Source organism: Nostoc sp. (assembly GCF_036917155.1).
Classification (GTDB): Bacteria; Cyanobacteriota; Cyanobacteriia; order Cyanobacteriales; family Nostocaceae; genus Nostoc.
In genome coordinates, this window is sequence record NZ_JBALDZ010000215.1 from 71,618 (window position 1) to 95,883 (window position 24,266).

A 24,266-nucleotide genomic window follows, 5' to 3' on the forward strand; every position below is an offset into this window, starting at 1 on the left:
AGCGATCTGCCCTCTTCCCTCTGCCTTTCTTGATAAATTTTCAAACCCTTATTTAGAAAATATCAAAAAATAAATTATCCATTAATCGTAGGGTACGTTAGCTCAAGATGGTGCCGTACTCTCGACACTAACACACCCTACAATATTGGATATTTTTTTAAATTTATTACTAGAATTCACCTAAAAACTGGGATGCACCCGCTAATGACTTGATTGCTGGAATCAATCTAAAATCCAAAATCTAAAATTGTTTGACTACAGCTAAGGCACAATCAGCACTGGGCAAGGGGAAAGGTTAATCACACGAGTGGTAACACTATCATCTGCTCCCTCTTCAGTCAAGCCTAGTCCCCGACAGCCCATAATAATTAAATCGGCCCCAATTTCATCAGCGACATCGCAGATCGTAAAAGCTGGTTTGCCTTGCCTTTCCAGAATTTCAGATTGAATTCCTTGCCCAGAAAATAAAGATTGGGCATTTTCTAGTAGTTTGGCAACTACCTCTGGTGACACCATCGGATCTGCGCTAGGTGCGTCTGGAGGCGGTTCTTCTACCACAGACAGCAGCACTAAGCGACTGCTGTACTTTTTAACTACGTTGGTAACAACGTCAGCAGCTTCCCGCGTTTCCCGGCTTTGATCGATAGGAAATAATACTGTCTTAAATATATCTGTCACTTGGGTACCCCTGACTCCGGTAAAATCTTGATGGTTCTACTTTCAAAACAATAACAAAAAGGCAATCAGGAGAGTTTGGTGTGTCCAAAAAAAGTTTAGCAAGTTTATCTTCGGCTGATATCTCTGGGAAACGTGCCTTAGTGCGGGTTGACTTTAATGTGCCTGTGGACGATAAAGGCAACATTACCGACGATACTCGCATTCGTGCCGCTCTACCAACCATCCAAGATTTGACGCAGAAGGGTGCTAAGGTCATTCTCGCCAGCCATTTTGGCCGTCCTAAAGGTGTGGATGACAAATTACGCCTAACTCCCGTTGCCAAGCGTCTGTCGGAGTTACTGGGGCAAGAAGTCGTTAAAACTGATGACTCTATTGGCGATGAAGTTGCAGCTAAAGTTGGCGCCCTACAAAATGGCCAAGTACTGTTACTTGAAAATGTCCGTTTTTATAAAGAAGAAGAGAAAAACGACCCTGAATTTGCGAAGAAATTGGCAGCTAATGCTGATTTTTATGTAAATGATGCTTTTGGTACTGCACACCGCGCCCATGCTTCTACTGAAGGCGTGACTAAATTCCTCAGCCCTTCTGTGGCTGGATATTTGGTTGAGAAGGAATTGCAATATCTGCAAAATGCCATTGAAAATCCCCAACGTCCTTTAGCGGCAATTATTGGCGGTTCCAAGGTTTCCAGTAAAATTGGTGTGATTGAAACGTTGCTGGAGAAGTGCGACAAGCTGATCATCGGTGGTGGGATGATTTTCACCTTTTACAAAGCCCGTGGTTTGAATGTTGGTAAGTCTTTGGTGGAAGAAGACAAGCTAGAACTAGCGAAATCTTTGGAAGCTAAGGCTAAGGAACGGGGCGTTGCTTTATTGCTGCCCACAGATGTGGTATTGGCAGATAACTTTGCCCCTGATGCCAATTCTCAAACCGTTAGCATTGAAAATATCCCCGATGGTTGGATGGGTTTGGATATTGGGCCCGATTCGGTGAAAGTTTTCCAAGATGCCCTTGCAGATACCAAAACGGTAATTTGGAACGGGCCGATGGGTGTGTTTGAATTTGATAAGTTTGCGGTGGGTACAGAAGCGATCGCTCATACTCTCGCCGAAATCGGCAAAACTGGCACAACCACCATTATCGGCGGCGGTGACTCAGTAGCGGCTGTGGAAAAAGTTGGTTTAGCAGACCAAATGAGCCACATTTCTACCGGTGGTGGCGCTAGCTTGGAGTTACTTGAAGGCAAGGTGTTGCCTGGAATTGCAGCTTTAGATGATGCGTAAAAAAGCTAGCTCTTAAGCTATTGTTAACATCAGCTTAATTGATCGCAAATTTAGTAGGGGTACAGCATACCGTACCCTTGCTATTTTTGTTAATATTTCTGCAACCATGCGACCAATGTTATAGAAGTGATGTTGTAATGGCAAGAATTGAAGAAATTTCAGTCAAAAACTATAGGGTTCTCCAAAATATTACCCTAAAGGATATCAAACCTTTTTCCGTTTTTCTTGGGCCTAATGGTAGTGGCAAAACTACTTTTTTTGATGTGATAGGTTTCCTATCAGATTGCCTAATTGCCAATGTAGTTCAATACCTTGCTGATGAACATCAGGAAACTTTATCTAAAATTTTGAAGTTACTGGCTAGCCGTGTTCCTCAGTTAGAAAAAGTGGAGTCGGAGCCAACAATTGATGGCAGATTGGCTCTTTTATTTAAAGATGCACCTTATTTTTAGTCAAGGAACGAGCAGACGGCTGCTGGACTTTACCTGGTGGATGGGCTGATGTTGGCGAGTCGCCCAGTGAGGTCAATACGGTTCGGTTAAGGCAAGAGACGCGATAAATCGCCGTCTCTACAATAGACATCTCCGAAAAACAATGTAGAGACGTAGCAGTGCTACGTCTCTACAAGGGTTATGGGTAAAGCATATTTAATTTCTGGAGATGTCTAATAATCAGGCTTGTCATCAAAAAACCTTATCCGAACCGTATTGCCAGTGAGGTAGTAGTTAAAGAAGTATGTCAGGAACCTCAGCCTAAAGGCATGAGGCTGAGGTTCCTGACTGCGTAATTAATTATTTCCGACTACTTATTCTGGGGAGTGGGAAGTATTGATTAACTTTCTTCCCTATTCCCTACTCAATTAATTTCCTAAGACTTCGATATGTACTGGTGCCACGCCGCTACCCATCATTCCCAAAATTCGAGCCGCGCCAGCTGACAAGTCTATAACTCGACCGCGAACGTATGGGCCTCGGTCATTAATCCGTACCACTACAGAACGACCATTGCTGGTATTGGTTACACGAACTTGTGTACCAAAGGGTAAGCTACGATGGGCAGCAGTCATTTCCTCTGGATTGAACCTCTGACCGCTAGCGGTACGATTACCAGAGCCATCATAGCCGTAATAGGAGGCCATACCTCCGAAAGAGATTCGCACTCCGCCGACGGAAATCTCTCGTGGCAATTTCGGTATTGATAATGGTAAATTCGCAATTTCTTTTAAGGGAGAGGCATTGCCTAGTAGTCTGCGTAGGCGATTGGTTGCTTGCAATGCATCTTGCGCTAGATTGTTGGTGGTACCTGCTAATCGCGTACCTTCATTGATTTCGACCAATTCTTCGCCATTAATTTTGATGACATAGCGATCGCCATTTTGCTGGACAGGAGCGCTTTTATTTTGCGCTTGATTAGCAACTGTAGATTTTTCCCCCGCTTTCCAACTTACGGTAATCTTGCTGCCGTCCACGTTTTCCCGATTTAATTGATTGATCTTAGCGGCTATTATACCAGCTATCTGAACCGGGTCATCGTCAGCAGAGCTAATCTGGTTGTTCACAGCCATTGCGTTCTCAGTACTCACTGCCTTTGATGAGTTGTTAGCAATAAGGGCGTACGATTGTACGCCCCCAGCATTTCCAACTTCACCAACTTTTCTACTTTCAAGATTCGTATTTGATACAGAACTCAAAAATGTGAGAACAGGTATATTTTTGATAAAAAGAGTTGCCGCCTTACGTCCTCCAACGTTGTGAGGATGAATTTCTGTGATCACAGCATCCAAGGTTTGCTTTCCTGCTGTTGATTGATACTCTCCCACCTTCACAACATCAGTGATAGGAGTGATAGGTGATTTTTGGGATGCTAGCGCATTTCCCTTGGTGGTTTGAGTACAACCGACTGAGGGTATACCCAAAACAGTCATAAACAGGGCAACAATAGTCCACAAATGTCTTTGATTCATGCGTCCGTTTTTAAAGCGTCTGTAGAACTTAAAAGTTTTATAATTTGCGGGATTTATCACTTTGTAAAAGTGACTTCCCTTCTGAAAAACTCGAACTCGTTCCGCTTTCACTTTTTATTTATAACTGCAACAGACTAACATGAACCTTTCGGCTTGGGGATCAGGGTTTTAGCGTAATTATTGGCCACTTTTTCAAATTTCAATTCTCATTTTCAGGGTGAAACCTTTCTCAAATGAGGACTTTGGCTATGTAACGCTTTTTTCAACAAGTCAAAAATTTCTTAAAAAAACTTTATCCTTATTGCACGCTAAAGTGACGATACCCCATTCACATTGGTTCTAAAGGCTCGCAACTACCCGTGTATTTTATATTACATGTATTTTCTCTATTTACTATAAGAAGTTAATATACCTTTAAGTAAATGGCATCGGCATAAATACTCAAAATCACTTATTTAATGAAATATTTAGATTTCTCTATGAATAGGTCGTGATATGAGTTACATCTAGGATATTTATGCAAATCAGGTTGAGTTTCATCTCTTTTTCAAGGTTTGTTCTACGTACATTAATCATAAATTTGATTTTCCATGACTAGATGAAAATAAGTAATATATATAACACGCAACAACAGTATTACTGAGTATAAAATAAAGGAAGATACTCAAGTTAATATTTTTTGTGATTAATCATGAAAAAATGAGGAAATCTTTGCGATCGCTTGCATAACAGATTCCATACGTATCAAAAATTACAATAGCTCTTTTATACCCTCAGTAATTGCTCAAGCATGATTTTTGAGAGCAAGCTATTTTTGCCAAAATCTTTGCAATTGTAGGGATGTATGGCTGTAGACCCCTATTATATATAGTGAATATTTTGGGAAATGCTATCAGCCTGATGACAAACCAAGCACATCAAGGGGATTTAGAAATAGAACTATCGCCATTATTAGTTGTTCTTAAGGAGTTGCATTCACAGTACAAGTCAGTACAGGAGGGTGCAGTAGCGAAATACATTCCCGAATTGGCAAAGGCAAACCCGGACTTGTTCAGCATTTGCATTGTCACAGTAGATGGTCAGGTTTATCAAGTTGGAGACTACGAGCAACTTTTTACCATTCAGTCAATTTCCAAGGTATTTGCTTATGGACTGGCCTTAGAAGATCATGGACTAGATTACGTTTTGACTAGAGTTGGCGTGGAACCGACAGGGGATGCATTTAACGCGATTATTTTGGATGAGCAATCGAAGCGACCTTATAATCCAATGGTAAATGCTGGAGCGATCGCAACCACCAGCTTAATCAAAGGTTCCGGCCCCACCGAACGCCTCAACCGAATGCTAGATATGTTCCGGCGATATATTGGCCGCGACGTGTTCGTTGATATTTCAGTTTTTACCTCAGAACGTAGTACCGGGCATCGGAACCGTGCAATGGCCCATCTGATGCTCAACTTTGGCATGATTGACCGGAACATAGAAGAGGCGCTGGATCTTTATTTTCAGCAGTGTGCTGTGATGGTAAATTGCCAAGACTTAGCCGTGATGGCAGCTACCCTGGCTAACAGAGGTATTAACCCCATTACCAAAGATCGGGCGGTAGATAAGCGTTACATCAAAGATATTCTCAGTGTGATGTATACCTGTGGAATGTACAACTTTGCAGGTGAGTGGGCTTATAAAATTGGTATTCCGGCGAAAAGTGGTATTTGTGGTGGGATTATTGCCGTTGTACCTAATAAGATGGGCATTGGCGTTTTTTCGCCGCTGCTGGATGTGCGTGGTAATAGTGTGCGGGGGGTAAAGGTGTGTGAAGAACTTTCCCAACGCTTAGGTTTACATCTATTTGATTGTTCAGGTCAAGAGGCGAAATTTGATTGAACTGGGGGTTGGGGATTGGGGATTAGGGATTGGGGACTGGGGATTGGGGATTGGGGACTGGGGACTGGGGATTGGGGATTATTCAAAGGAAAATAAGTTAGCACTTTATCGTAAATTAAAGGGTTTAAGAACCTGCAATCTACATGTAGCACCCATTTCAGTCGGGGTTTAAATCCCCGTCTAAAATGTCTTTAATTTTGTTAGCGCAGCGTAAAGCCTTCTCTTTCAGAGACGCGAACGCGAACGGCATGGCTTCGCTTAGAGCGAGTCAGACGCTCAAAGATTCGCTAACGCTACGCTATCGAGCGTCATTTTGAATTTTGAATTGTTAAATATATTTGTTGCCTGACTTTGCCTTTCATATTAAAATCTTGGAGTAATGCTTCATGGTTAATGCAGTCAAACATTCAATTCGGATCTTAAAGATGCGCCCCTGTATGCCTGATTTCCTATATCAACCTACAGAATTTATTTTCTATTTCCAACCCTGTTTTGTGGTGGACTGTACTTAGGGTCAGTGGGGCAGGCGATCGCGTAGGTGCGATCGCGTCACTAATTAACTATCTACTGGATGCAGAGAGTTGGCTCGTATGTCATCCTATGATTAGGAGAGTTAATTCAGTGATGTCTTTGGTTTTAGTATTGAAAGGCTTTTTCCTTTTAGTATTTACAGACTTCTCAGAGAAATTAAAATCTCTACACAGTGATGATTTTGGAGAGAATCGATGTCAATTTATGTAGGTAACCTCTCTTATGACGTTACACAAGAAGATTTAAGTGGTATTTTTGCAGAATATGGAACTGTAAAGCGAGTTCAAGTACCTACTGATCGTGAAACAGGTCGTCCGCGAGGCTTTGCTTTTGTGGAAATGGGAACTGAAGCTGAAGAAGCCGCTGCCATTGAAGCCCTCGATGGTGCTGAGTGGATGGGTCGTGACCTGAAAGTGAATAAGGCTAAACCCAAGGAAGACAGAGGTGATAGAGGTTCCTTTGGTGGCGGTAACAGAGGAGGATACGGCGGTGGCGGTGGCGGACGTGGCGGACGCTACTAACTTTGGAAACAAGAAAATTTACCTAAAGTCTTAAGGTCAGACAAGGAGTCTGTCTTTTTTTTGTAATGTTACCAAAGCAGTGCTGAGTGCCCAAAAACAAGTGCTTGTCATTATTTCAATAATTCGACAAGCTCTGTAACCATCCCCTAGATTTATCTATGGGGTTACTCAGCACTCCTGAATGTCCCCATAGCCATTGATAAAGTCAACTTAGTTAGGAGAAATAATGACCCAAGTAATTGTAGGTGACAATGAACACATTGAGTCAGCCTTACGACGATTTAAGCGAGAAGTTTCCAAGGCTGGAATTTTTCCAGACATGAGAAAGCATCGTCATTTTGAAACACCCCTAGAAAAACGCAAGCGCAAAGAAGTTGCCAAGCACAGACAAAGTAAGAGAAGTTTTCGTAATTAAGGGCTGACATACAGCAGAATTCAGGAGTCAGAATGGGCTACGCCCCGCTGCGCTAACAGAATTCAGAATGGGCTAACAGAAGTAAAACAGGCTTTATACCTTGCTTTGAGACTTAGCTTTTGTAATTCACCTTCTTGGAAATCTGCTGTAAATATAAGCGAATGCCCTCATAAAATCTATGAGGGTTTTCCTTTTGCCTATTTTAAAATCAGGAAACCTCAAGAAACGCTAAAATCAAGTCAGCCTTTGTATTGTAGCGGTTGTGTCCCACATCACTCAGAGTGCGGTTCACTGCATAAATCCTGATTGTCAACGTCCTTATCCTCAGCCTTGGGGAAACAAATTTTGCAACAGCTGTGGCGCACCGCTAGAGTTGTTAGACCGCTATGTTCCACTTCAACCCTTGGGATCGGGAGGATTTGCTCAAATCTACACAGTTTGGGATGAAAAAACTCAAACTGAGAAAGTACTGAAAGTGTTGGTAGAAGATTCGCCAAAGGCACTGGAATTATTTACCCAAGAGGCGGCGGTTTTATCTAGCTTGCAGCATCCGGGTGTGCCCACAGTTGATGCCGATGGGTATTTTAACTTAAACCTGTTTAATCCTAAACCGCACCAACTACCTTGTCTGGTAATGGAAAAAATCAATGGGCGGACTTTAGAGGAGATATTAAAAAAGTTTCCCCAAGGGTGTCCAGAGGATTTGGTTTTAAATTGGTTTGCCCAATCTCTACAGATTTTACAAGAATTACACAAACGTCAGATTATTCACCGAGATATTAAACCTTCTAATTTAATGCTGGGAACATCTTCGCCATCTGTAACCCAGTCTCAAGGGTCAACAGAAGGCGATCGCTTGGTACTAATTGATTTTGGCGGGGCAAAACAATTTACCCCCTCTAAGCTGCGTTCTCAGTCTAGTTCCACCCGCTTATTTTCTTCTGGTTACAGTCCACCAGAACAAGTAACTGGAGGTATTGTCGGGCCAGGTGCCGATTTTTATGCCCTTGGTCGAACGGTGATTGAACTATTAACAGGCAAATACCCGCTAGAGTTAGAAGATCAGCAAACGGGGAAATTACGCTGGCGAACTGGGGTGAATGTCAACCCCCAACTAGCAGATTTGCTGGATGAGATGGTACAGGAAGATGTGCGATCGCGTCCAGCAAATGCAGCTATAATTCAAAAACGTTTGGCGAAAATTTCTCAACCATTACCGCCATTAGGGTTGTTTGCCCAACTGCGAAACAAGATTAAGCAAACCTCAACCCAAGTTTCCCAGAGATTTACACTGCTAACACAAGCTATTGAGCAACTTTTAGCTAACTTTAGCCAAGCTGTCACCAAAACCATTATTTTTATTGCTCAGACAATCATCAAAATTTTCCGAGCTTGTTTGGCGACGATTTGGGCAATGATATTGAGTAGTATCGGCGCTTGTTTTGGTGCGATCGCTGGTTTTATTTTGGCCTATCACACCAGCTTAGGACGTCAGTTTGTGGAATCTATTTCGAGTCAGCTAAAGGAATTAGTGCCAAATACTCAACCCGTCTTTGGGGCAGATATTTTGGTGTTCGTTGCCGCAGGCTGGGGAACCGCTTGGGGACTGACAGTATCGGGGTGTTTTGGCCAACGGCGGCGGTTTTTAGTAGCATCCCTGATGGGCATGATTAGCTACGGCTTTGGCTGGTTGATTTTGCAATTAATCACCCCAAAAGACAGCGGCGAGGGCTTAGTGGCAGTGATTTTAGTAGCAGCTAGCTTACTCACCTTGGGCTTAGGACTTCGCAGCCATCATATAGTATACGCGGTGTTCTCGGCCTTTGGAAGTGCGATCGCCTATGCCGTTTTGATTCTTTTGAAGTTAGCACCTCCCATCTTCCAATTTACTAGTCAACCAGCCTGGTCAGACTTATACTCGCCTCTGATTTTTTTTGGTTCTGTGGGCTTCTTCATCAGCTTATGGTTAGGAGCGAGTTACTACCTAATTGTCCCTGGATTGCGCCTTTTGGGATGGCGATGAGGGAGCAGGGGAAGATGAGGGGGATGAGGGGGATGAGGGGGATGAGGGGGATGAGGGAGATGAGGGGGATGAGGGAGACAAGCCCAGTCCCCAGTCCCCAGTCCCCAGTCCCCAGTCCCCAGTCCCCAATCCCCAAAAACAAGATCCCCCTAGTCGTATTTTTCATCGAGCTAGGGGGATCACATATGTGGTAGTCTATAATTGGTTCGGTATAGTTCCTTACGACTCGATTCTATAGCCTATATTTCAGTTTGAGTAGTCTTACCATTAGAATTTATAGTATTTTTACAGCTTCTTAATGAAGGCTTCATCCCTGTTCTTCCTTAGAGAAGCGGTATATGTAAGTATGACAGTACGCTGTGTGCGTAATTTGTCATTTTTGTAAATATCAGTAAAAAATATGAAACTTAAAATTGTTGCTACCGTCGCCCTGTTAACTTGTTTTGGGTTTGCAGAGCAGGCCGTTGCATTAAATCAGCTAGACTTGGATCAGTTGAAGGCAACAAGTGCCTGTCCCCGGTGTAATTTGAGTGGTGCTGACCTAACTAAACTGAATCTAACTGGAGCAAATTTGCGAGGGGCTGACTTGAGTCGCGCTACATTATCTCAAGCTAATCTCACCAATGCCGATCTCACTGGTGCAAATTTAGAAGGTGCAGTTCTGAATGAGGCGAATCTCAGCGGTGCTTCCCTAACAGGAGCAAATTTGAAATCAGCATCCTTGGAAAGTGCCGATCTATCTTATGCAGGTTTCATTAGCGCCAATTTAGAAGCAGCAAACTTAAAAGATGCCAAATTGGAGTTTACTAATTTTCGGGGGGCTAACTTCCGACTAACAACTCTGGCTAATGGTGTCGTCACCTCCGATATGATTTATGACTGGTCGTCAGAGCGTCAAAAGACCAGAGAATGTAACCAGTTCAAACCCGAAAATACTTTAGGCACAACCTGCTATTCAAAATAGATTGGGGCACTGGGCATTGGGCATTGGGCATTGGGGACTGGGGACTGGAGACTGGGGACTGGGTATTGATTATTTGTCCCTCATCTCCCTCATCTCCCTCATCTCCCTCATCTCCCTCATCTCCCTCATCCTCCTCCGCCCCTTTGCTTGCTATCAACTATCCTGGTATAGCAAAAGCATTTTGTTTGTTAACAATTCTTTATCATGGGAAAAAAGCCTATAGATTAATTGAATCCATGCTTACCCATATAAAAGACTTAGCAGCAAAACTAGCGCCTCGCTTAATTGAAATTCGCCGCCACATCCACTCTCACCCAGAACTCAGCGGTCAGGAGTACCAAACAGCAGCCTTCGTAGCTGGTGTTTTGTCTTCCAGTGGTCTGCACGTACAAGAAGGAGTTGGTAAAACGGGCGTGATTGGAGAACTCCAAGGCACTAGCCAAAATGACCGTTTATTGGCAATTCGCACCGATATGGATGCCTTGCCAATTCAAGAGGGGACTAATTTGGAATATGCCTCTCGTGCAGATGGTGTTATGCACGCTTGTGGTCACGATGTCCACACCACAGTGGGCTTAGGAACGGCAATGGTGCTGTCCCAATTGGCTGAGGAATTGGGTGGGAAAGTGCGGTTTTTATTTCAGCCAGCTGAAGAAATTGCCCAAGGGGCAAGCTGGATGCTGAAAGATGGGGCAATGGAAAATGTCTCGGCTGTATTAGGGGTTCATGTTTTCCCTTCTATACCCGCAGGATCTATTGGTGTACGTTATGGGGCTTTGACAGCCGCCGCTGATGATTTAGAGATTTTGATTATGGGAGAATCTGGACACGGGGCGCGTCCCCATGAGGCCATTGATGCGATTTGGATTGCTTGCCAAGTTATTACTGCACTGCAACAAGCCATCAGCCGGACACAAAATCCTTTGCGTCCTGTAGTATTGAGTATCGGAAAGATTAATGGTGGCAGAGCGCCAAATATAATTGCTGATAAAGTGCAGTTGTTGGGAACCGTGCGATCGCTCCATCCCGAAACCCGTGCCCATCTCCCAAACTGGATTGAAAATATTGTATCTAATGTTTGCCATACCTACGGAGCAAACTATCAAGTTAATTATCGCCAGGGTGTACCCAGCGTCCAAAATGATTATACCCTAACACAATTGTTACAATCAGCCGCCGAAGAAGCTTGGAGTAGCGATCGCGTTCAAGTCTTACCCGAACCCTCTCTTGGTGCTGAAGATTTTTCGATGTATTTGGAACACGCCCCTGGTTCGATGTTTCGCTTGGGTGTAGGCTACAAAGAAAGAATCATTAATCACCCATTACACCATCCCCAATTTGAAGTTGATGAATCTGCTATTATCACCGGGGTTGTAACTATGGCTTATGCCGCTTATAAATACTGTCAGCAAAATTTGTAAATAAAAACTCCCAGCGCTTATCTGCTGGGAGTTTTTATTTAACTAACCTTTTTTAGTGGATATAGAAAGCTTAAAAGCATCCTACTTCGATTCGGTAACAACACCAAGTTTTTGTTGAATTCTAGTCTTGGCAGCTTTGAATTCAGTAGCAAGTTGTTCACTTTGCCCAGTACTTAAGTTATTGCGAATGGCAGCAAACATTGTGGTTTCTTCTTGACGAGTATGATCGCCAATAGCGTCCATCAACTGTTTAACTTTCTCTTTGAATTGCGGTGAAGATGGGCTAAGAGCCTTAATTTCCTCTAACGCCAGCTTGGCATGAGCTTGTTCATCAAACAATTCTTGGGTGTTATCTTGACCGTAGAAAGGACGTACTCTGGGGTAGACTACTTCCTCTTCAGCTTCAGCGTGGGCACTTAAATCCTTGTAAATTTGACCGAAGTATTCTTGGATCTTCTGCGGATCGTTGCTTTGTAGTAATTCGGTGAATAAGGTATTTACCTTGTTGTGATCGAGGCGGATGACATCTTGGATATTCAGATCCTTTTTGTCGCTGGCTTGGGTGACAGTACTACCTACCACACCACTGACTGCGGCCAAAGCATCTTGAACACGTGCCCAAATTCCTTGATCTGCGTCTTGTCCAGTGAGTTCGCGGACACCCAGAATTTCCAGAATGCCTTTGAGTTGCTCTTGGTGAGCGCGGTTTTCAAAGTTAATGGTATTCAAAGGTGCGATCGCTAGCAACACATCAGCGCCAACTTTTTGAGCAGCTTTGTGAACTATCAAGCCACTCATTACTAATTGATGTTTCAGCAATTCATGCTGAGATACTTTTTCATACAGGCTCAACTCAGAACCTTTGAACAATTCACGAGCTTTTTCAATGAATTGTGTAACAGTTTTCTTGGATTCAGCTTGAATGCCATACTGACCAATTACAGTTTCGAGAATGCCAAGATTTTTTTCGTCATCAATGAGGAAATTTCGGATGCGATCGGCAATTTCGGCATCAAGTCCTTCTCTCAAAAGTAATTGCTCATTTTCGATGACCAACTGTTGGATTGCTTTAAGACTTGCCAATTTTACAGCAATAGCATTGCGTTTCGTATCATCTAATGTAGCTACCATCGGTGTTCTCCTCGGCAAAGTGTTCGTAATTCTTACTGATATAACCTTGACACAGAGGTTAGGGTGATTCCATCTTTCTTTTGAGCGATCGCACTCACAACTATGGGTAGAGAAACGAAAGTTTTCGTTATAGATAAATAGAAGCGATCACTTCTATTTATGATTGCAATAAAAGTAATACCAATTTGAAAAAAGAATGCGACAAATAGATCATCTGTAGAGATGCGATTCATCGCGTCTTTAGCCAAGGATATGTTGCAATCATTAATTGAATTGGTATAACCAGTTTAGTATTACATTCAAATTAAACAGATTACCTATTTGCTTGCAATCTATATCTTTAGAATGAAAATTAACGTTAAAAAACTACTTCTTATTCAAGAGGGCAAAATCATAACCAGTTCCACTAGAGCAAGACTCACAACGCTCAACTTTGACAAGTAAAGCTTCTCCTTGACGCTCCCCAGAGGGTGAAAACTTAATCATTCCGGTTGCTCCAGAAGTTGAAAAATTGGGATTAGACAATACCCTTTGTAATCCTTCGCGGGTACTGTCTTGTTTTAAGCCAGCAATAATTGCTTGGAGTGCATCATAAGCTCCCGCCGTTCTCTGATTTACTTGTCCATTCCAAAGCTGAAAGGCATTTTTCGCAAAGGGATTATCTTTACTAGCATCACGATGCCAATAGACAGGTAATACCATTCCTTCGAGATCCTTGCCATTTTGTAAAGTTGTTGCACTGTACATAGTTTCAGAGGCAAACAGTGGCTTTCTACCTTTAACTTCTTGTGCCACTTTACTAGCAAAATATATATTTCTGATTGAAGGCATTAATAAAAAGCCACTGGCATTTTCTGTTTCTATGGCTTGATCTACAAAAGCTCTAGGGTCAAAATTCTTATCTGACAAATTGCAAGGCGTACTAATAACGTTGCTGCCATATTTTTTGATAGCTTGAGTGTACTGTTCTAAAAGTATCTGATTTGATGAAGTAGTTGAATTATCTCTTGAGCTACGAACATCGCCACAAATAGCAACATTTCTTGCTTGTCGAGCAATGTAGCGAGAATGAGTATCTATTAAATTATCATATAGTGGATTTACATGAAATGAGTAGTTAATTGGGGAACTATTAGGCTGACTATTTATGGAATTGTTGTCTAATTTTTCTTGATTTTCGGCTTGATTTGGTCGCTCGATAGGAAACACTAATACCAAGTGATTCTGATTATAAACTGCGGCGTTACGTCTAACTCCTACTGCTGCCACAATGCTCTTGTCTTGAACTAATTCATTATCTAGTCGGGCAAAATCTTCTCTATTTTCAGCACTTGCAATCACAATTTGCAGCTTCTTACCAGCAATTCCTCCCTGGTTATTAACTTCATTTTGAGCTTGAGCTACACCACGCAAAATTTCTTCTGATAAACTAGGATCGAAGTTAATTGATGCTATCACAGCAACTTTTAGATTGTCTGAATTATCACGTGCAATTTTGGCATTGTTTAAATAAATTAAAGTTTCCGGGTCATTAGGATTATTTTTCAGTGAAGCAGTAAACTTTTTCACAGCAGTGGTAAAATCTTTTTCAGCAAAAGCTTTAACTCCATCTGTTTTCTCAGGATATGTTTGCACTTTCAACAAAATCCTTGTACCCAAATTCATGAATGAAGGCTTATTTGCAACCGAAGATGAAGTTTGTGTGGGGTTTGATGATGTTGTTATGATAGTAGAAGAAACTTTGCTAATTAACCATAAAATAGCTGCTACCATTACCCCAGCTAGACCTAGAGAAATAAGCAGCCTCAGATTTTCTTTTTTATTTGTCATGAATAATTACCCCAATTCTACAAATTTTATCTGAGTTCAAGAGATTTATGACAATTGAGCAAGACCAAAAGTTTAAAAATATTTAGAAATAACTTTATTGATTATTTCAGACACACCTATAATAATAACTGTCAATAAACCTGTCAGAATAACTAGCAATCCTACAAGTAGCAGTCCATTGACACCAGTTTTGAGAAGATTATTGATTAGGAGATTTCTGAAAATCAAGACAACGAGTAAATTTGCTATTATAGAAATAACAATTAAATAAGTTTTTTCTACAAGCGGCCGAGATTGAATAAAGACTAATCCTCCTAAAATTAGTAACCACAATCCAGAGCTAATCCAAGTAGTTCCGAGAAAACTGATAAGTGCGATCGCTAAAAATGAGCTACCCGATCCAGCAATTATTGCTCCAAACAATAATTTAATATTAGAGAATTGCGATAGATATCGAGTTGATTTATGTTGATTTTGTGGTTGCGATCCTGATGGCAGTGTAGGTGGAATAACTGTAGGAGCTAATGTATACTTTAGCGGCGGCAACTTCTTTAAGTCTTCTAAGATAGCCTGTGCAGATTGATAACGCTGTTCATGGTTTTCTTCTAATGACTTATCAAGAATCATCCCTAATTCCTGACTTATAGGTTGCGTTAAATGCTGTCGCCAACTAGAAGTCCAACCATACCCTTGTTTCACCCACAAACTCGAGGGAGAAATATTGGTCAGCAGGTGAAAGCAAGTTATTCCTAAACTATAGATATCACTGGATGGGAAAACTTTACCCGCCTGCATTTGCTCAATCGGTGCATAACCTAATGAACCAATAATTGTCCCCAACGCAGTATTTGTAGCTTCCGTATTTTGCTTTGCCACCCCAAAATCAATTAATACTAGCTTTCCATCATTTTGACGACGAATAATATTTTCTGGTTTAATATCTCGGTGAATTACCTGCTGTTGATGTATGTCTACCAGCACAGATAATAAATCATTTAAAAAATCTCGAATTTTGGCTTCATCAAAAACTCCCTGCTGTTTTAACTCTTGCAACAGATTTTGCCCTTCGATAAACTGCTGCACTAAATACAGATATTCAGCTTCCTTAAAATATGCATACAAATTGGGAACTTGGAGATGTTCTCCTAGTTCTTTGAGACGTTTGGCCTCTTTTTCAAACAACTCAGTCGCTTTTTTATGTGCCTGACTACCCTGACTGCCATAAAATTGACTTAGAACCAGCTGCTTAACAACACATCTTTCATTGAGCTTATCTATATCTTCTGCGATATATGTGCGTGCAAACCCTCCTCTCCCCAATGGCATGATAATTCGGTAACGATTTCTTAGTAGCGATACCAACTCTGTGCCGCAACGAAGGCAGAAATTTGCCTCGTCAGGATTTTGGGGATTCTCACAATTAGGATTTAGGCAGCAGACCATATAATTATCGCTGTCATTTTATTCGTTTTTAGAATATACCTTAACTAGAGGCGTTGCATTGTAAAGTCTCTACATAGGTAATAGGCATCTGGTGAAAATGAATGTAGAGACGTAGCACTGCTACGTCTCTACAAGGATTCTGGATAACGCATATTTAATTTCTGGAGATGTCTAATGACGATCACTAGCACAAGAAGGCAAAAGTAAAAAGGCAAAAGTAAAAAGAAAGAATGCTTATTTTTTAAGCTTTCTGGCTATTTAAAATGGATGGTTTATTTCCGCGTGCTGTACTAGGAATATTTTTGTAGAAATACTCACCCCATTCTAGCTAGTAAAAACAAGGCTAGGCGATCGCTTCCCTTTGATCCCAGACACGAAATCACCTGACTTTCAGCAGCCAGCAACTTCATTTCTATTCGACTCATTGCTCTGCCCAAATCAACCGCAATTCTCAAAAACAATACCGCCCTTTAAGCAACACCTGTTTCTAACAGAAGCTTTTTTTATCCCAGCCATGCCGTAATTACCACACATCCTCATTGTCGCGTTTACAAAACTCACCGCAATTGTGACGATTACGCTAGAATTATTAAAGGTTCTTTACAGAGTTTGCCGATCATCCCCAATTCTGTTAAAACAGCCTAGCATTCAAATGTAAATCTTATAAACACCCTCTAGAGTTCACCAAAAGCTTCTATGACGCTCCCAATTCGCAACGTCGCCATTATCGCCCACGTTGACCACGGCAAAACCACCCTGGTTGACGCACTCCTCAAACAATCCGGCATTTTCCGCGAAGGCGAAGACGTTCCGGATTGCGTTATGGACTCCAACGCCCTAGAACGGGAACGGGGTATTACTATCCTGTCTAAAAATACAGCAGTTCGCTACAAAGAAACACTAATCAATATTGTTGACACTCCTGGACACGCTGACTTTGGTGGCGAAGTTGAACGCGTACTCGGCATGGTTGACGGCTGTCTTCTGATTGTCGATGCCAACGAAGGCCCCATGCCCCAAACCCGCTTTGTCCTGAAAAAAGCTTTAGAAAAAGGGCTACGCCCCATCGTTGTCATCAACAAAATTGATCGTGGACAAGCTGACCCCCACGTTGCCGTTGATAAAGTTTTGGATCTGTTCTTAGAATTAGGGGCAGACGAAGACCAGTGTGATTTTACCTATCTGTTTGCCTCCGGTATGGCAGGTTTCGCCAAGGAAAGCTTGGAAGCAGAATCGGTAGATATGCAGCCTTTGTTTAACGCGATTCTGCAACACGTTCCATCACCAGTGGGTGACAGCACTAAGCCTCTGCAATTACAAGTCACAACCCTAGATTATTCTGAATATCTGGGACGGATTGTGATTGGCAGAATTCACAACGGTACTATTCGCTCAGGACAGCAAGCCGCTTTGGTAACAGAAGACGGCACTATTGTCAAGGGCAAAATTACCAAGTTGATGGGCTTTGAAGGGCTGAAGCGCGTAGACCTGGAAGAAGCAACTGCAGGTTATATTGTCGCGGTAGCTGGTTTCGCTGATGCTTACATTGGAGAAACCATTACTGACCCCAATGAACCCCAAGCTTTACCACTAATTAAAGTGGATGAACCAACCTTGCAAATGACCTTCTGGGTGAATGATTCCCCCTTTGCGGGTCAAGAAGGTAAGTTGGTGACATCAAGACAAGTGCGCGATCGCCTATTCCGTGAACTTGAAACCAACGTGGCTTTGCGGGTCGAAGAAACCGATTCTCCCGATAAATTCCTCGTTTCCGGTCGTGGAGAACTCCACTTGGGTATCTTAATTGAAACCATGCGCCGGGAAGGCTTCGAGTTTCAGGTATCTCAGCCACAGGTAATTTACCGCGAAGTCAACGGTCAACCTTGCGAACCTTACGAACTCTTGGTGTTAGACATTCCTGTTGATGCTGTGGGTAGCTGTATTGAACGCCTGGGACAACGCAAAGGCGAAATGCAAGATATGCAGCCAGGTAGTGGCGATCGCACCCAGCTAGAGTTTGTCATACCCGCCCGTGGATTGATTGGTTTCCGAGGTGAATTCATGCGGATGACTCGTGGCGAAGGCATCATGAACCACAGCTTCTTAGACTACCGTCAACTTAGTGGTGATATTGAAGCCCGTAACAAAGGCGTTTTAATCTCCTTTGAAGAAGGTGTTTCTACCTTCTACGCCATGAGAAACGCCGAAGATAGAGGAGCATTCTTTATTGTTCCCGGTACAAAGGTTTACAGAGGCATGATTGTTGGCGAACACAATCGTCCCCAAGATTTGGAACTAAATATCTGTAAAACCAAGCAGTTAACCAACCACCGCGCGGCTGGTGGCGATGAACTAGTGCAACTGCAAGCACCGATAGACATGAGCCTAGAGCGTGCTTTGGAATACATTGGCCCCGATGAATTGGTGGAAGTTACACCCCAATCAATTCGTCTGCGGAAGATGTCGAAGAAGTTAGCGAAACGGTAAATAAAGCCATAACTGAATTAATTTAGAAAGCCCACTGATGTGGGCTTTTTTGTTTGGTGACTACTTTTCTATAAAGTAAAAAGTGAAAAGTAAAAAGTAAAAAGATAATCCCCATAAATAAATTTAGGGGAAATAAAGAAGGCAGAAGGCAGAGGGCAGAGGGCAGAAGGATCAAGTCAGAAGGGGATTCAAACCCCTCCTGACTTGGAGCCACCAAATTAAAAATTTGGTGGGGGTCTTAAACCCTTGTTCCCTACGGTCATGGGCAGAGGGCAGGAATCAGAATTCCCTTCTGCCTTCTGCCTCCTGCCCTCTGCCTTTCTTGATAATCACGGACGTATTATTTCTCGCGCTGCGCGTCTCGAAATAAATGTTTTTATTTCATTCCATAAATAAATTTAGTTGCTTGTTACCATTTTCCTTTTTCTTTTGCCTTTTTACTTTTGCCTTGTTCGGTCAAGTCCAATGAATCTCTTTGGAACGAAAAGCTCTATCCCAATCGTTAGCAATCACCTCCATCATATTGATCATGCCTTCATAGCCAAAATATGGCTTGTCAACATAAGTTTCTCTGTTAGTGGGGCTAAAGACATCAAAGGCAATTTTGATTCCTAGTTCCTCAGCCATATATTTTTCCCATGCCGAGCCAATCACAGCATCAACATCCAATTCTTGTAAGGTCTGTTTAATCTGATAGCCATCTGCCGAAAATGCCACACGGGGAGCAAGACCAAGACTATCTAGTTCTCGCTCCAGAATTAAACGAGAATCAGGCATCGCCGAGCGAAATAATAAGACTTCAGGAATCATCTCCAATTCTTCAAAAAGCATTCTGACTAGTCCAATGCCAAGCGTCCCATCCGCAGATACAGCAATTCTACAGTTACGATATCGGGGAATAATCATCAATGCTCGTTTGCGAAGTGTATCTACGACCATTTCTTCCCCTTGTTTAATTAGCGGTTCGACTTTTTCTTCTATCTTGAAATGTGCCGCCAATGCCTTCAACCATCGAGTAGTGTTATTTACACCTACTGGTAAAGGTATATCATCAAGGATGAGGGGGATATTGTGGGTCTCTTGCATTTTCCGAGCAAACTTATACCCAACATCATGACTGAGAACAATATTGGCAGTTGCCTCACCAGCTTGCTCCAGTTCTTCAAATGAGGTATTATGAGAGAAGACAGTCTGTACTCTGATCCTTAAAGATTTTAACGTCTGCTTTACCCATTCCAAATCAGCCCACCAAGTAGGATTCAAATTTGCTTGTGGCGCAATGATATTTACAATCCTTGGCTTTCTGCCCCTTCTCTTAGTCTGCCTTTTTTTGATAAAAGGAAGTATTGCCTCCAAACCCATCTCTAAGCCATCATAAGCATTGCCCCGAAACCCACCAGCAAGTAAAGGAACGAGTTTGGCTTTGATATCTGGCTGAAGTTGGTTGCACAATCCCGCAATATCTTCACCAATAATGTCCGCCGCGCAAGTACCAACGACAAACATCACCTTAGAATCAAAAGATTGATCCGCTTCTTTAATCATATTTTTGAGTTTCTCAGACGCTCCCATCACAATGTCTGACTCAAAAAGGCGGGTACAACCTACTTTCCGCTTGGTGAAATCAACTTCATGAGCATCATACCCAGCGGCGACAGTTGACGCGCAACCCTGTGGAGACTGAATCACAATACTGACATCTTTAATACCAGCAACCGTAGTTGCAATACCTTCAAGAGCACAGCCAACGATTGGGTCTTTACTATGATCACAATTATCAAAAGTTAGTCCAGCAGACATTTTTCCCTCCTGTTTCTCTAAGGTTTGAATATGGTAAAAGCGTTTCACGCAGCCTGTAGCGACTTCTGCTTCAACGTTTCCGTGTTTTGTACAGCCTGTAACGGCTTCTATCTTCTCTGTAGCGACTTTTGCCTTGACGTTTCCGTGTTTCACGCAGCTTGTAACAGCTTCCGCCTTGACATTTTTGGCTTAAGTCTTGCCCGTATCAGACGCCATCGAATCAGCGTGTAGTTGGGTTTTGTTTCTTAACCCAACATTTCCGAGAGTTTGTTGGGTTTCACTTCGTACCCCTACGGGGAAGCAAGCTACCACCCAACCGACAATTTTCTTCGTTAGACAAAATTTCATTTATTACTCGTTAAAACATTTTCCCCGCTTCTTTCCTGCTGCGTATACGGTACAATCAGGCAGGTCTTGAGCTAGTTTTCCGGTTAGTGATTGAGCAGATGCTAACCCGGAATTTTTCGGGAATACCATTTGCTTGGTTAAAGCACTCCGAGGTCTAAAGCCATATTGAAGTGCTGTTTTAATACACCTTGCGACCTTTAAGGCTCCGCGATAGCCAAATCTAGGACGATTTAAGATGGCATTTAAATCAACTACGGGAATATGGGGGAAACTCAAGGAAGAACCAAAATACACTACTGAGTCTGCATCAAGACCACCAATAAAATCCAGTAATTCATCTTCCGTTTGTTTCATGGACTCATACTTACCAAAGGCCAGCGTCCCTTTCGTAATCAGGATTTCTGGGTCTAACCCCGTTTCCAACAAATAATCTACACTGGTTTCTCGTGCTTCTGTACTCCAGGGATGGAAGTTATAGATTACTACACGCATCCCAAAATCACGATCCAACATGTGAGCAAGGGATAAGCACTTGATAGCATCATGTCCTTCGATAATCGCTAACTTCCCTTCTATATAACCCTTAGCTGCTTCAAATTCAGTCTTGATTGCGGCATATTCCCTTTCCATCAAAGCAGCCGCTTGTTCTTCCATGCCTAAATATTTTGCCGCCCCTTCGAGCCATTTTTCTGTAGCGCTGATTCCATAGGGAAGGATAGTAGAATTTAATGGCGTACCAAACTTGTCTGACATGGCTTTGCCGATGGTATAGCCAAGATCCAAACATAAGGTACAATTAACCGCCGCACTCGGTGCTTGCTTGAGTTCTTCTAAAGTACAATCACCAGCGATGACGCTATGAACTCTTGCCCCTATTCCTTCTATCAACCGCACCAGTTCCTTGACATCGGTTTCAACTTCCGTTCTTTCAGGGCCCATCTTTGCGCCCACAATATTGACAGAATCAGCTAGTTGTGCTTTTCTTTCTGGAGTTGGCGGCTCCATAAAGTCTACGATTTGCCGAAATACGATATCAAATCCACTGCGATACTCCCCGGCGAATCCTTCGCAATGTATCGTCATGATTTCAGCATTGATTTCGCTGCGGGCTTTATTCACTACGTCATCAACACAGTCGCCAATAATACCAGACGCACAACTAGTAGCAACAACGATCGCATCGGGATGGTATTTTTCATCTACTTCTCGAATCGCGCCTTTTAATTCTTTTTCCCCTCCAAAAATGACCGCCTTCTCACTCATGTTCGTAGTCACCACGGGTTCATAAGGGGAACCACTATTGCGGCTATTAGTCAGCTTGTATGCCCGTTTTACTCCATAAGCACAGCCACTCGGCCCGTGAGAAATGACGATCGCATTTTTAATCCCACTTAAAATCTTCGTTGCCGTCCAAAATTTACAGGGGCGGGTATGACTACCTTGTAAACTGGTCTTAATCTTACCCTCTTTTGCCAAGCGATACAGTTCGCTCAAATTTCCGTAAAATACGACATTCTGATCTATCATCATAGTTCTCCAAATATTTCATCTTTTTTAAACGCAAAGGATCGCTGAGGTTGGCGCAAAGGAACGCAAAGTTTTGAATAGAGGCTCAAACTCTGCGCTCCTCTGCGTTTTACTCTGCGTTCCTTTGCGTTGAAAATTCAATCTACCAGACGTTTAAGATCCACTCGCGATCGTGCTTGTTCTCCATATCTGCAAACATGGCGTTGGCAATGTTATCTGCTAGCCATTCTGCTCCTTTATAGCCAATCACCGGATATTTCCATAGACCTGCACGGTCAAAGCTGGGGAAGCCTACCCGAACCATCGGAATGTTGTTATCGATGGAAATATATCGACCCTTGGAATGACCTAGAATCAAGTCGATTTCTAGGGATTTATCTTTAATGCGGCGCTCCAATTCCCAGAGGTCTGCGTTCCAAATGACTTCGATATCACAGGCTGCTTGCTTCTCCAACTCGGCAATTCTTGGGTCTTTGGTGCAGGCTCTGTTGTCGTCTCCCAACAACATCAGCACTGGCTCTAACTCAACTTCTAAGCAGAACTCTGCTAGACCAATTACTAAATCGGGATCTCCGTAAATAGCAACCTTCTTGTTGGCGAAGAACATGTGGGCGAGGTCTGCGATCGCATCAATAGCTTTACCCCGTTCTCTGACTAAAGATTCTGGTATTGGTTTACCAGTCATTTTGCTGATATTTTGCAGCCAGATGTCGGTATTTTTGATCCCAATTGGTGTTGGGCCAAGAATTGCCGGAACCTTAAACTTCTCTTGTAAGAATTCGGCTGAACTGCCTCCTTCATATTTGCATAAGGCAATAGTTCCCAACGCATTGGCAGAATCAGCAATGTCTTCGATAGTTGTATTCCCAAAGGCAAAACTTGTCTTATCGGGCATGGTGGGCGCATCGAAGGTTTCTGTATCCAGTAAAATGTTTCCTGGAACGTCCATCTCTTTTAAGATGCGCTTAACTTCAGTGACATCTCCAGGATTCAACCACCCAGTGATGATGTTCAACTTGCCAGTTGGTTCGCCTTTTTTTGCTAAGGAAGAAATGATTGCGTGTACGCCGACATTATAGCCAGTGACTTGAGAGCCTTTGTAACTGGGAGTATGTACAGGAACCAGGATAACCTTGCGATCGGGATAGGCCTGCTTTAAATGGACGTTGAGCTTGTTAATGGTTCCTTCGATATCGTCCCCAATTGTTTCAGTTGAACAAGTCGTAATAATTGGGATAATCCGTAAATCGGGATAGCGTGCGATTAAGGTCTTTACACCTTCCTCAATCCGTGGTATGCCTCCAAGAACAGCGCTATTTTCATGGAGTGAAGAAGAAGCAATGTCGAAATTTTCCTTCAAATGCTGGGCAAACAGGAGACGAACGAACATACTACACCCTTGTCCTCCATGCACTAGGGGAATACAATCTTTGATTCCGATGGAAGCGTATTCAGCCCCAGCAGGCTGACAGGTAAATATAGGATTGATGATTCCCTTGCGTTCTTTCTGTTTTACGACTAAAGACATTCTCTTGACTCCTATGTGGTAAAAAATTGCGTGATTTTGTTTGGCGTTGCTGAACGAAGAGATGAAGTGTCTTTTCGAGCTTAAGAAAGTAGAGCGGTGTCTGCGGCAAGCTAACGCTGCATCCAACCAAGAAGTAAGCTGCCCATAGCATCGATTACAGAAGAAAAGTAGAATTGAATTTCGTGAAAATCTTGAAAGCTAGATGAGATGCTTCTGTAGTCAGACACTACGCTTCTTAGGAATGCTTTTGGTGTAGCCCTTCGGTGACATCGCTCTCTACTCTGTAAGTCTCTACTCTGTAAGAAAATTTCTGCACAAACACTAACAGGATGACAAGACTCTAATTCATACTCTAATTCAACAACGCCGTTTGTTTGTAGGACCTACGCAAAAACCCTCTCAAACTCTCATTCCCCCGTGGCCTCTGCGTCCTCTGTGGTAGCCTGCGGCAAGCTGCTTTGCGTCTATGTTTTTCCTTGTCTTTGCGTA

At 42.7% G+C, this 24,266-nt stretch carries 21 protein-coding genes; 10 read left to right on the forward strand and 11 right to left on the reverse strand.

The genetic code is table 11. The annotated features are described in order from the left end of the window. Positions 1-261: 261 nt before the first annotated feature. Positions 262-669, reverse strand: a complete 408-nt coding sequence (locus V7K67_RS28225) for a universal stress protein (RefSeq protein WP_179069103.1) — start codon at positions 667-669, stop codon at positions 262-264. Positions 670-758: 89 nt separating this feature from the next. Here V7K67_RS28225 and V7K67_RS28230 point away from each other — a divergent pair, with 89 nt between their 5' ends. Beyond that, positions 759-1,961 (forward strand): phosphoglycerate kinase, encoded by a 1,203-nt coding sequence (locus tag V7K67_RS28230; protein WP_334731752.1) that lies wholly within the window; start codon positions 759-761, stop codon positions 1,959-1,961. Between the two features lie 137 nt (positions 1,962-2,098). After that, positions 2,099-2,413: an AAA family ATPase gene (locus V7K67_RS34600; RefSeq protein ID WP_442943947.1), complete on the forward strand. Its 315-nt coding sequence runs from the start codon at positions 2,099-2,101 to the stop codon at positions 2,411-2,413. Here the strand turns inward: V7K67_RS34600 and V7K67_RS34605 are convergent. Both V7K67_RS34605 and V7K67_RS28245 read right to left on the reverse strand, forming a co-directional pair. Then, entirely contained in the window at positions 2,391-2,543 is a 153-nt protein-coding gene (locus V7K67_RS34605; RefSeq protein ID WP_442943948.1) for a hypothetical protein, read from the reverse strand. The genes V7K67_RS34600 and V7K67_RS34605 overlap by 23 nt on opposite strands. Before the next feature lie 277 nt (positions 2,544-2,820). Beyond that, the gene (locus V7K67_RS28245) at positions 2,821-3,924 is read right to left on the reverse strand and encodes a septal ring lytic transglycosylase RlpA family protein (protein ID WP_334731754.1); all 1,104 of its coding nucleotides are present in this window, start codon (positions 3,922-3,924) and stop codon (positions 2,821-2,823) included. Between the two features lie 900 nt (positions 3,925-4,824). Between V7K67_RS28245 and glsA the strand changes: the two genes are divergently transcribed. The 5 genes from glsA (at position 4,825) to V7K67_RS28270 (ending at position 9,298) form a co-directional block, all read left to right on the forward strand. Further along, on the forward strand, positions 4,825-5,808 hold the full coding sequence (gene glsA / locus V7K67_RS28250; RefSeq protein ID WP_335169372.1) for a glutaminase A: 984 nt from the start codon (positions 4,825-4,827) through the stop codon (positions 5,806-5,808). Further along, positions 5,801-5,980 carry a hypothetical protein gene (locus V7K67_RS28255; RefSeq protein ID WP_334731756.1) on the forward strand — a complete coding sequence of 60 codons (180 nt, stop codon included), beginning with the start codon at positions 5,801-5,803 and terminating at the stop codon, positions 5,978-5,980. Before glsA ends, V7K67_RS28255 begins: the two co-directional genes overlap by 8 nt. A 553-nt stretch (positions 5,981-6,533) precedes the next feature. Further along, the gene (locus V7K67_RS28260; protein WP_179065315.1) at positions 6,534-6,860 is read left to right on the forward strand and encodes an RNA recognition motif domain-containing protein; all 327 of its coding nucleotides are present in this window, start codon (positions 6,534-6,536) and stop codon (positions 6,858-6,860) included. A gap of 226 nt (positions 6,861-7,086) precedes the next feature. Next, a complete protein-coding gene (gene rpsU / locus V7K67_RS28265) occupies positions 7,087-7,275 on the forward strand; it encodes a 30S ribosomal protein S21 (RefSeq protein WP_012407716.1) in 189 nt (62 codons plus the stop codon). Between the two features lie 262 nt (positions 7,276-7,537). Continuing rightward, positions 7,538-9,298: a serine/threonine protein kinase gene (locus tag V7K67_RS28270; protein ID WP_334731757.1), complete on the forward strand. Its 1,761-nt coding sequence runs from the start codon at positions 7,538-7,540 to the stop codon at positions 9,296-9,298. Here V7K67_RS28270 and V7K67_RS28275 read toward each other — a convergent pair. After that, positions 9,260-9,427 (reverse strand): hypothetical protein, encoded by a 168-nt coding sequence (locus V7K67_RS28275; RefSeq protein WP_335169375.1) that lies wholly within the window; start codon positions 9,425-9,427, stop codon positions 9,260-9,262. The two genes, V7K67_RS28270 and V7K67_RS28275, sit on opposite strands and share 39 nt — an antisense overlap. 271 nt (positions 9,428-9,698) lie before the next feature. Here V7K67_RS28275 and V7K67_RS28280 point away from each other — a divergent pair, with 271 nt between their 5' ends. Next, positions 9,699-10,262 carry a pentapeptide repeat-containing protein gene (locus V7K67_RS28280; protein WP_334731759.1) on the forward strand — a complete coding sequence of 188 codons (564 nt, stop codon included), beginning with the start codon at positions 9,699-9,701 and terminating at the stop codon, positions 10,260-10,262. Positions 10,263-10,498: 236 nt separating this feature from the next. Next, the gene (locus tag V7K67_RS28285) at positions 10,499-11,683 is read left to right on the forward strand and encodes a M20 family metallopeptidase (RefSeq protein WP_334731771.1); all 1,185 of its coding nucleotides are present in this window, start codon (positions 10,499-10,501) and stop codon (positions 11,681-11,683) included. Positions 11,684-11,764: 81 nt separating this feature from the next. On the opposite strand, the gene V7K67_RS28290 is transcribed toward V7K67_RS28285, so the two are convergent. The 3 genes from V7K67_RS28290 to V7K67_RS28300 form a co-directional block, all read right to left on the reverse strand. Next, the gene (locus tag V7K67_RS28290) at positions 11,765-12,814 is read right to left on the reverse strand and encodes a hemerythrin domain-containing protein (RefSeq protein WP_334731760.1); all 1,050 of its coding nucleotides are present in this window, start codon (positions 12,812-12,814) and stop codon (positions 11,765-11,767) included. Positions 12,815-13,180: 366 nt separating this feature from the next. Then, the gene (locus tag V7K67_RS28295) at positions 13,181-14,644 is read right to left on the reverse strand and encodes an ABC transporter substrate-binding protein (RefSeq protein WP_334731762.1); all 1,464 of its coding nucleotides are present in this window, start codon (positions 14,642-14,644) and stop codon (positions 13,181-13,183) included. Positions 14,645-14,716: 72 nt separating this feature from the next. Beyond that, a complete protein-coding gene (locus V7K67_RS28300; protein ID WP_334731763.1) occupies positions 14,717-16,087 on the reverse strand; it encodes a serine/threonine-protein kinase in 1,371 nt (456 codons plus the stop codon). Positions 16,088-16,783: 696 nt separating this feature from the next. Between V7K67_RS28300 and typA the strand changes: the two genes are divergently transcribed. Continuing rightward, complete coding sequence (typA, locus tag V7K67_RS28305; RefSeq protein ID WP_334731764.1) at positions 16,784-18,574, forward strand: translational GTPase TypA; 1,791 nt, start codon at positions 16,784-16,786, stop codon at positions 18,572-18,574. A gap of 456 nt (positions 18,575-19,030) precedes the next feature. On the opposite strand, the gene V7K67_RS28310 is transcribed toward typA, so the two are convergent. The 4 genes from V7K67_RS28310 to vnfK all read right to left on the reverse strand — a co-directional run bounded on the left by V7K67_RS28310 (position 19,031) and on the right by vnfK (position 23,777). Beyond that, positions 19,031-20,527 (reverse strand): nitrogenase component 1, encoded by a 1,497-nt coding sequence (locus V7K67_RS28310; protein ID WP_335169378.1) that lies wholly within the window; start codon positions 20,525-20,527, stop codon positions 19,031-19,033. Between the two features lie 36 nt (positions 20,528-20,563). Then, positions 20,564-20,722 (reverse strand): hypothetical protein, encoded by a 159-nt coding sequence (locus V7K67_RS28315; RefSeq protein ID WP_334731766.1) that lies wholly within the window; start codon positions 20,720-20,722, stop codon positions 20,564-20,566. 3 nt (positions 20,723-20,725) lie between these two features. Next, entirely contained in the window at positions 20,726-22,252 is a 1,527-nt protein-coding gene (locus V7K67_RS28320) for a nitrogenase component 1 (protein ID WP_334731767.1), read from the reverse strand. Between the two features lie 139 nt (positions 22,253-22,391). After that, entirely contained in the window at positions 22,392-23,777 is a 1,386-nt protein-coding gene (vnfK, locus tag V7K67_RS28325) for a V-containing nitrogenase subunit beta (protein WP_334710663.1), read from the reverse strand. Positions 23,778-24,266: the final 489 nt, after the last annotated feature.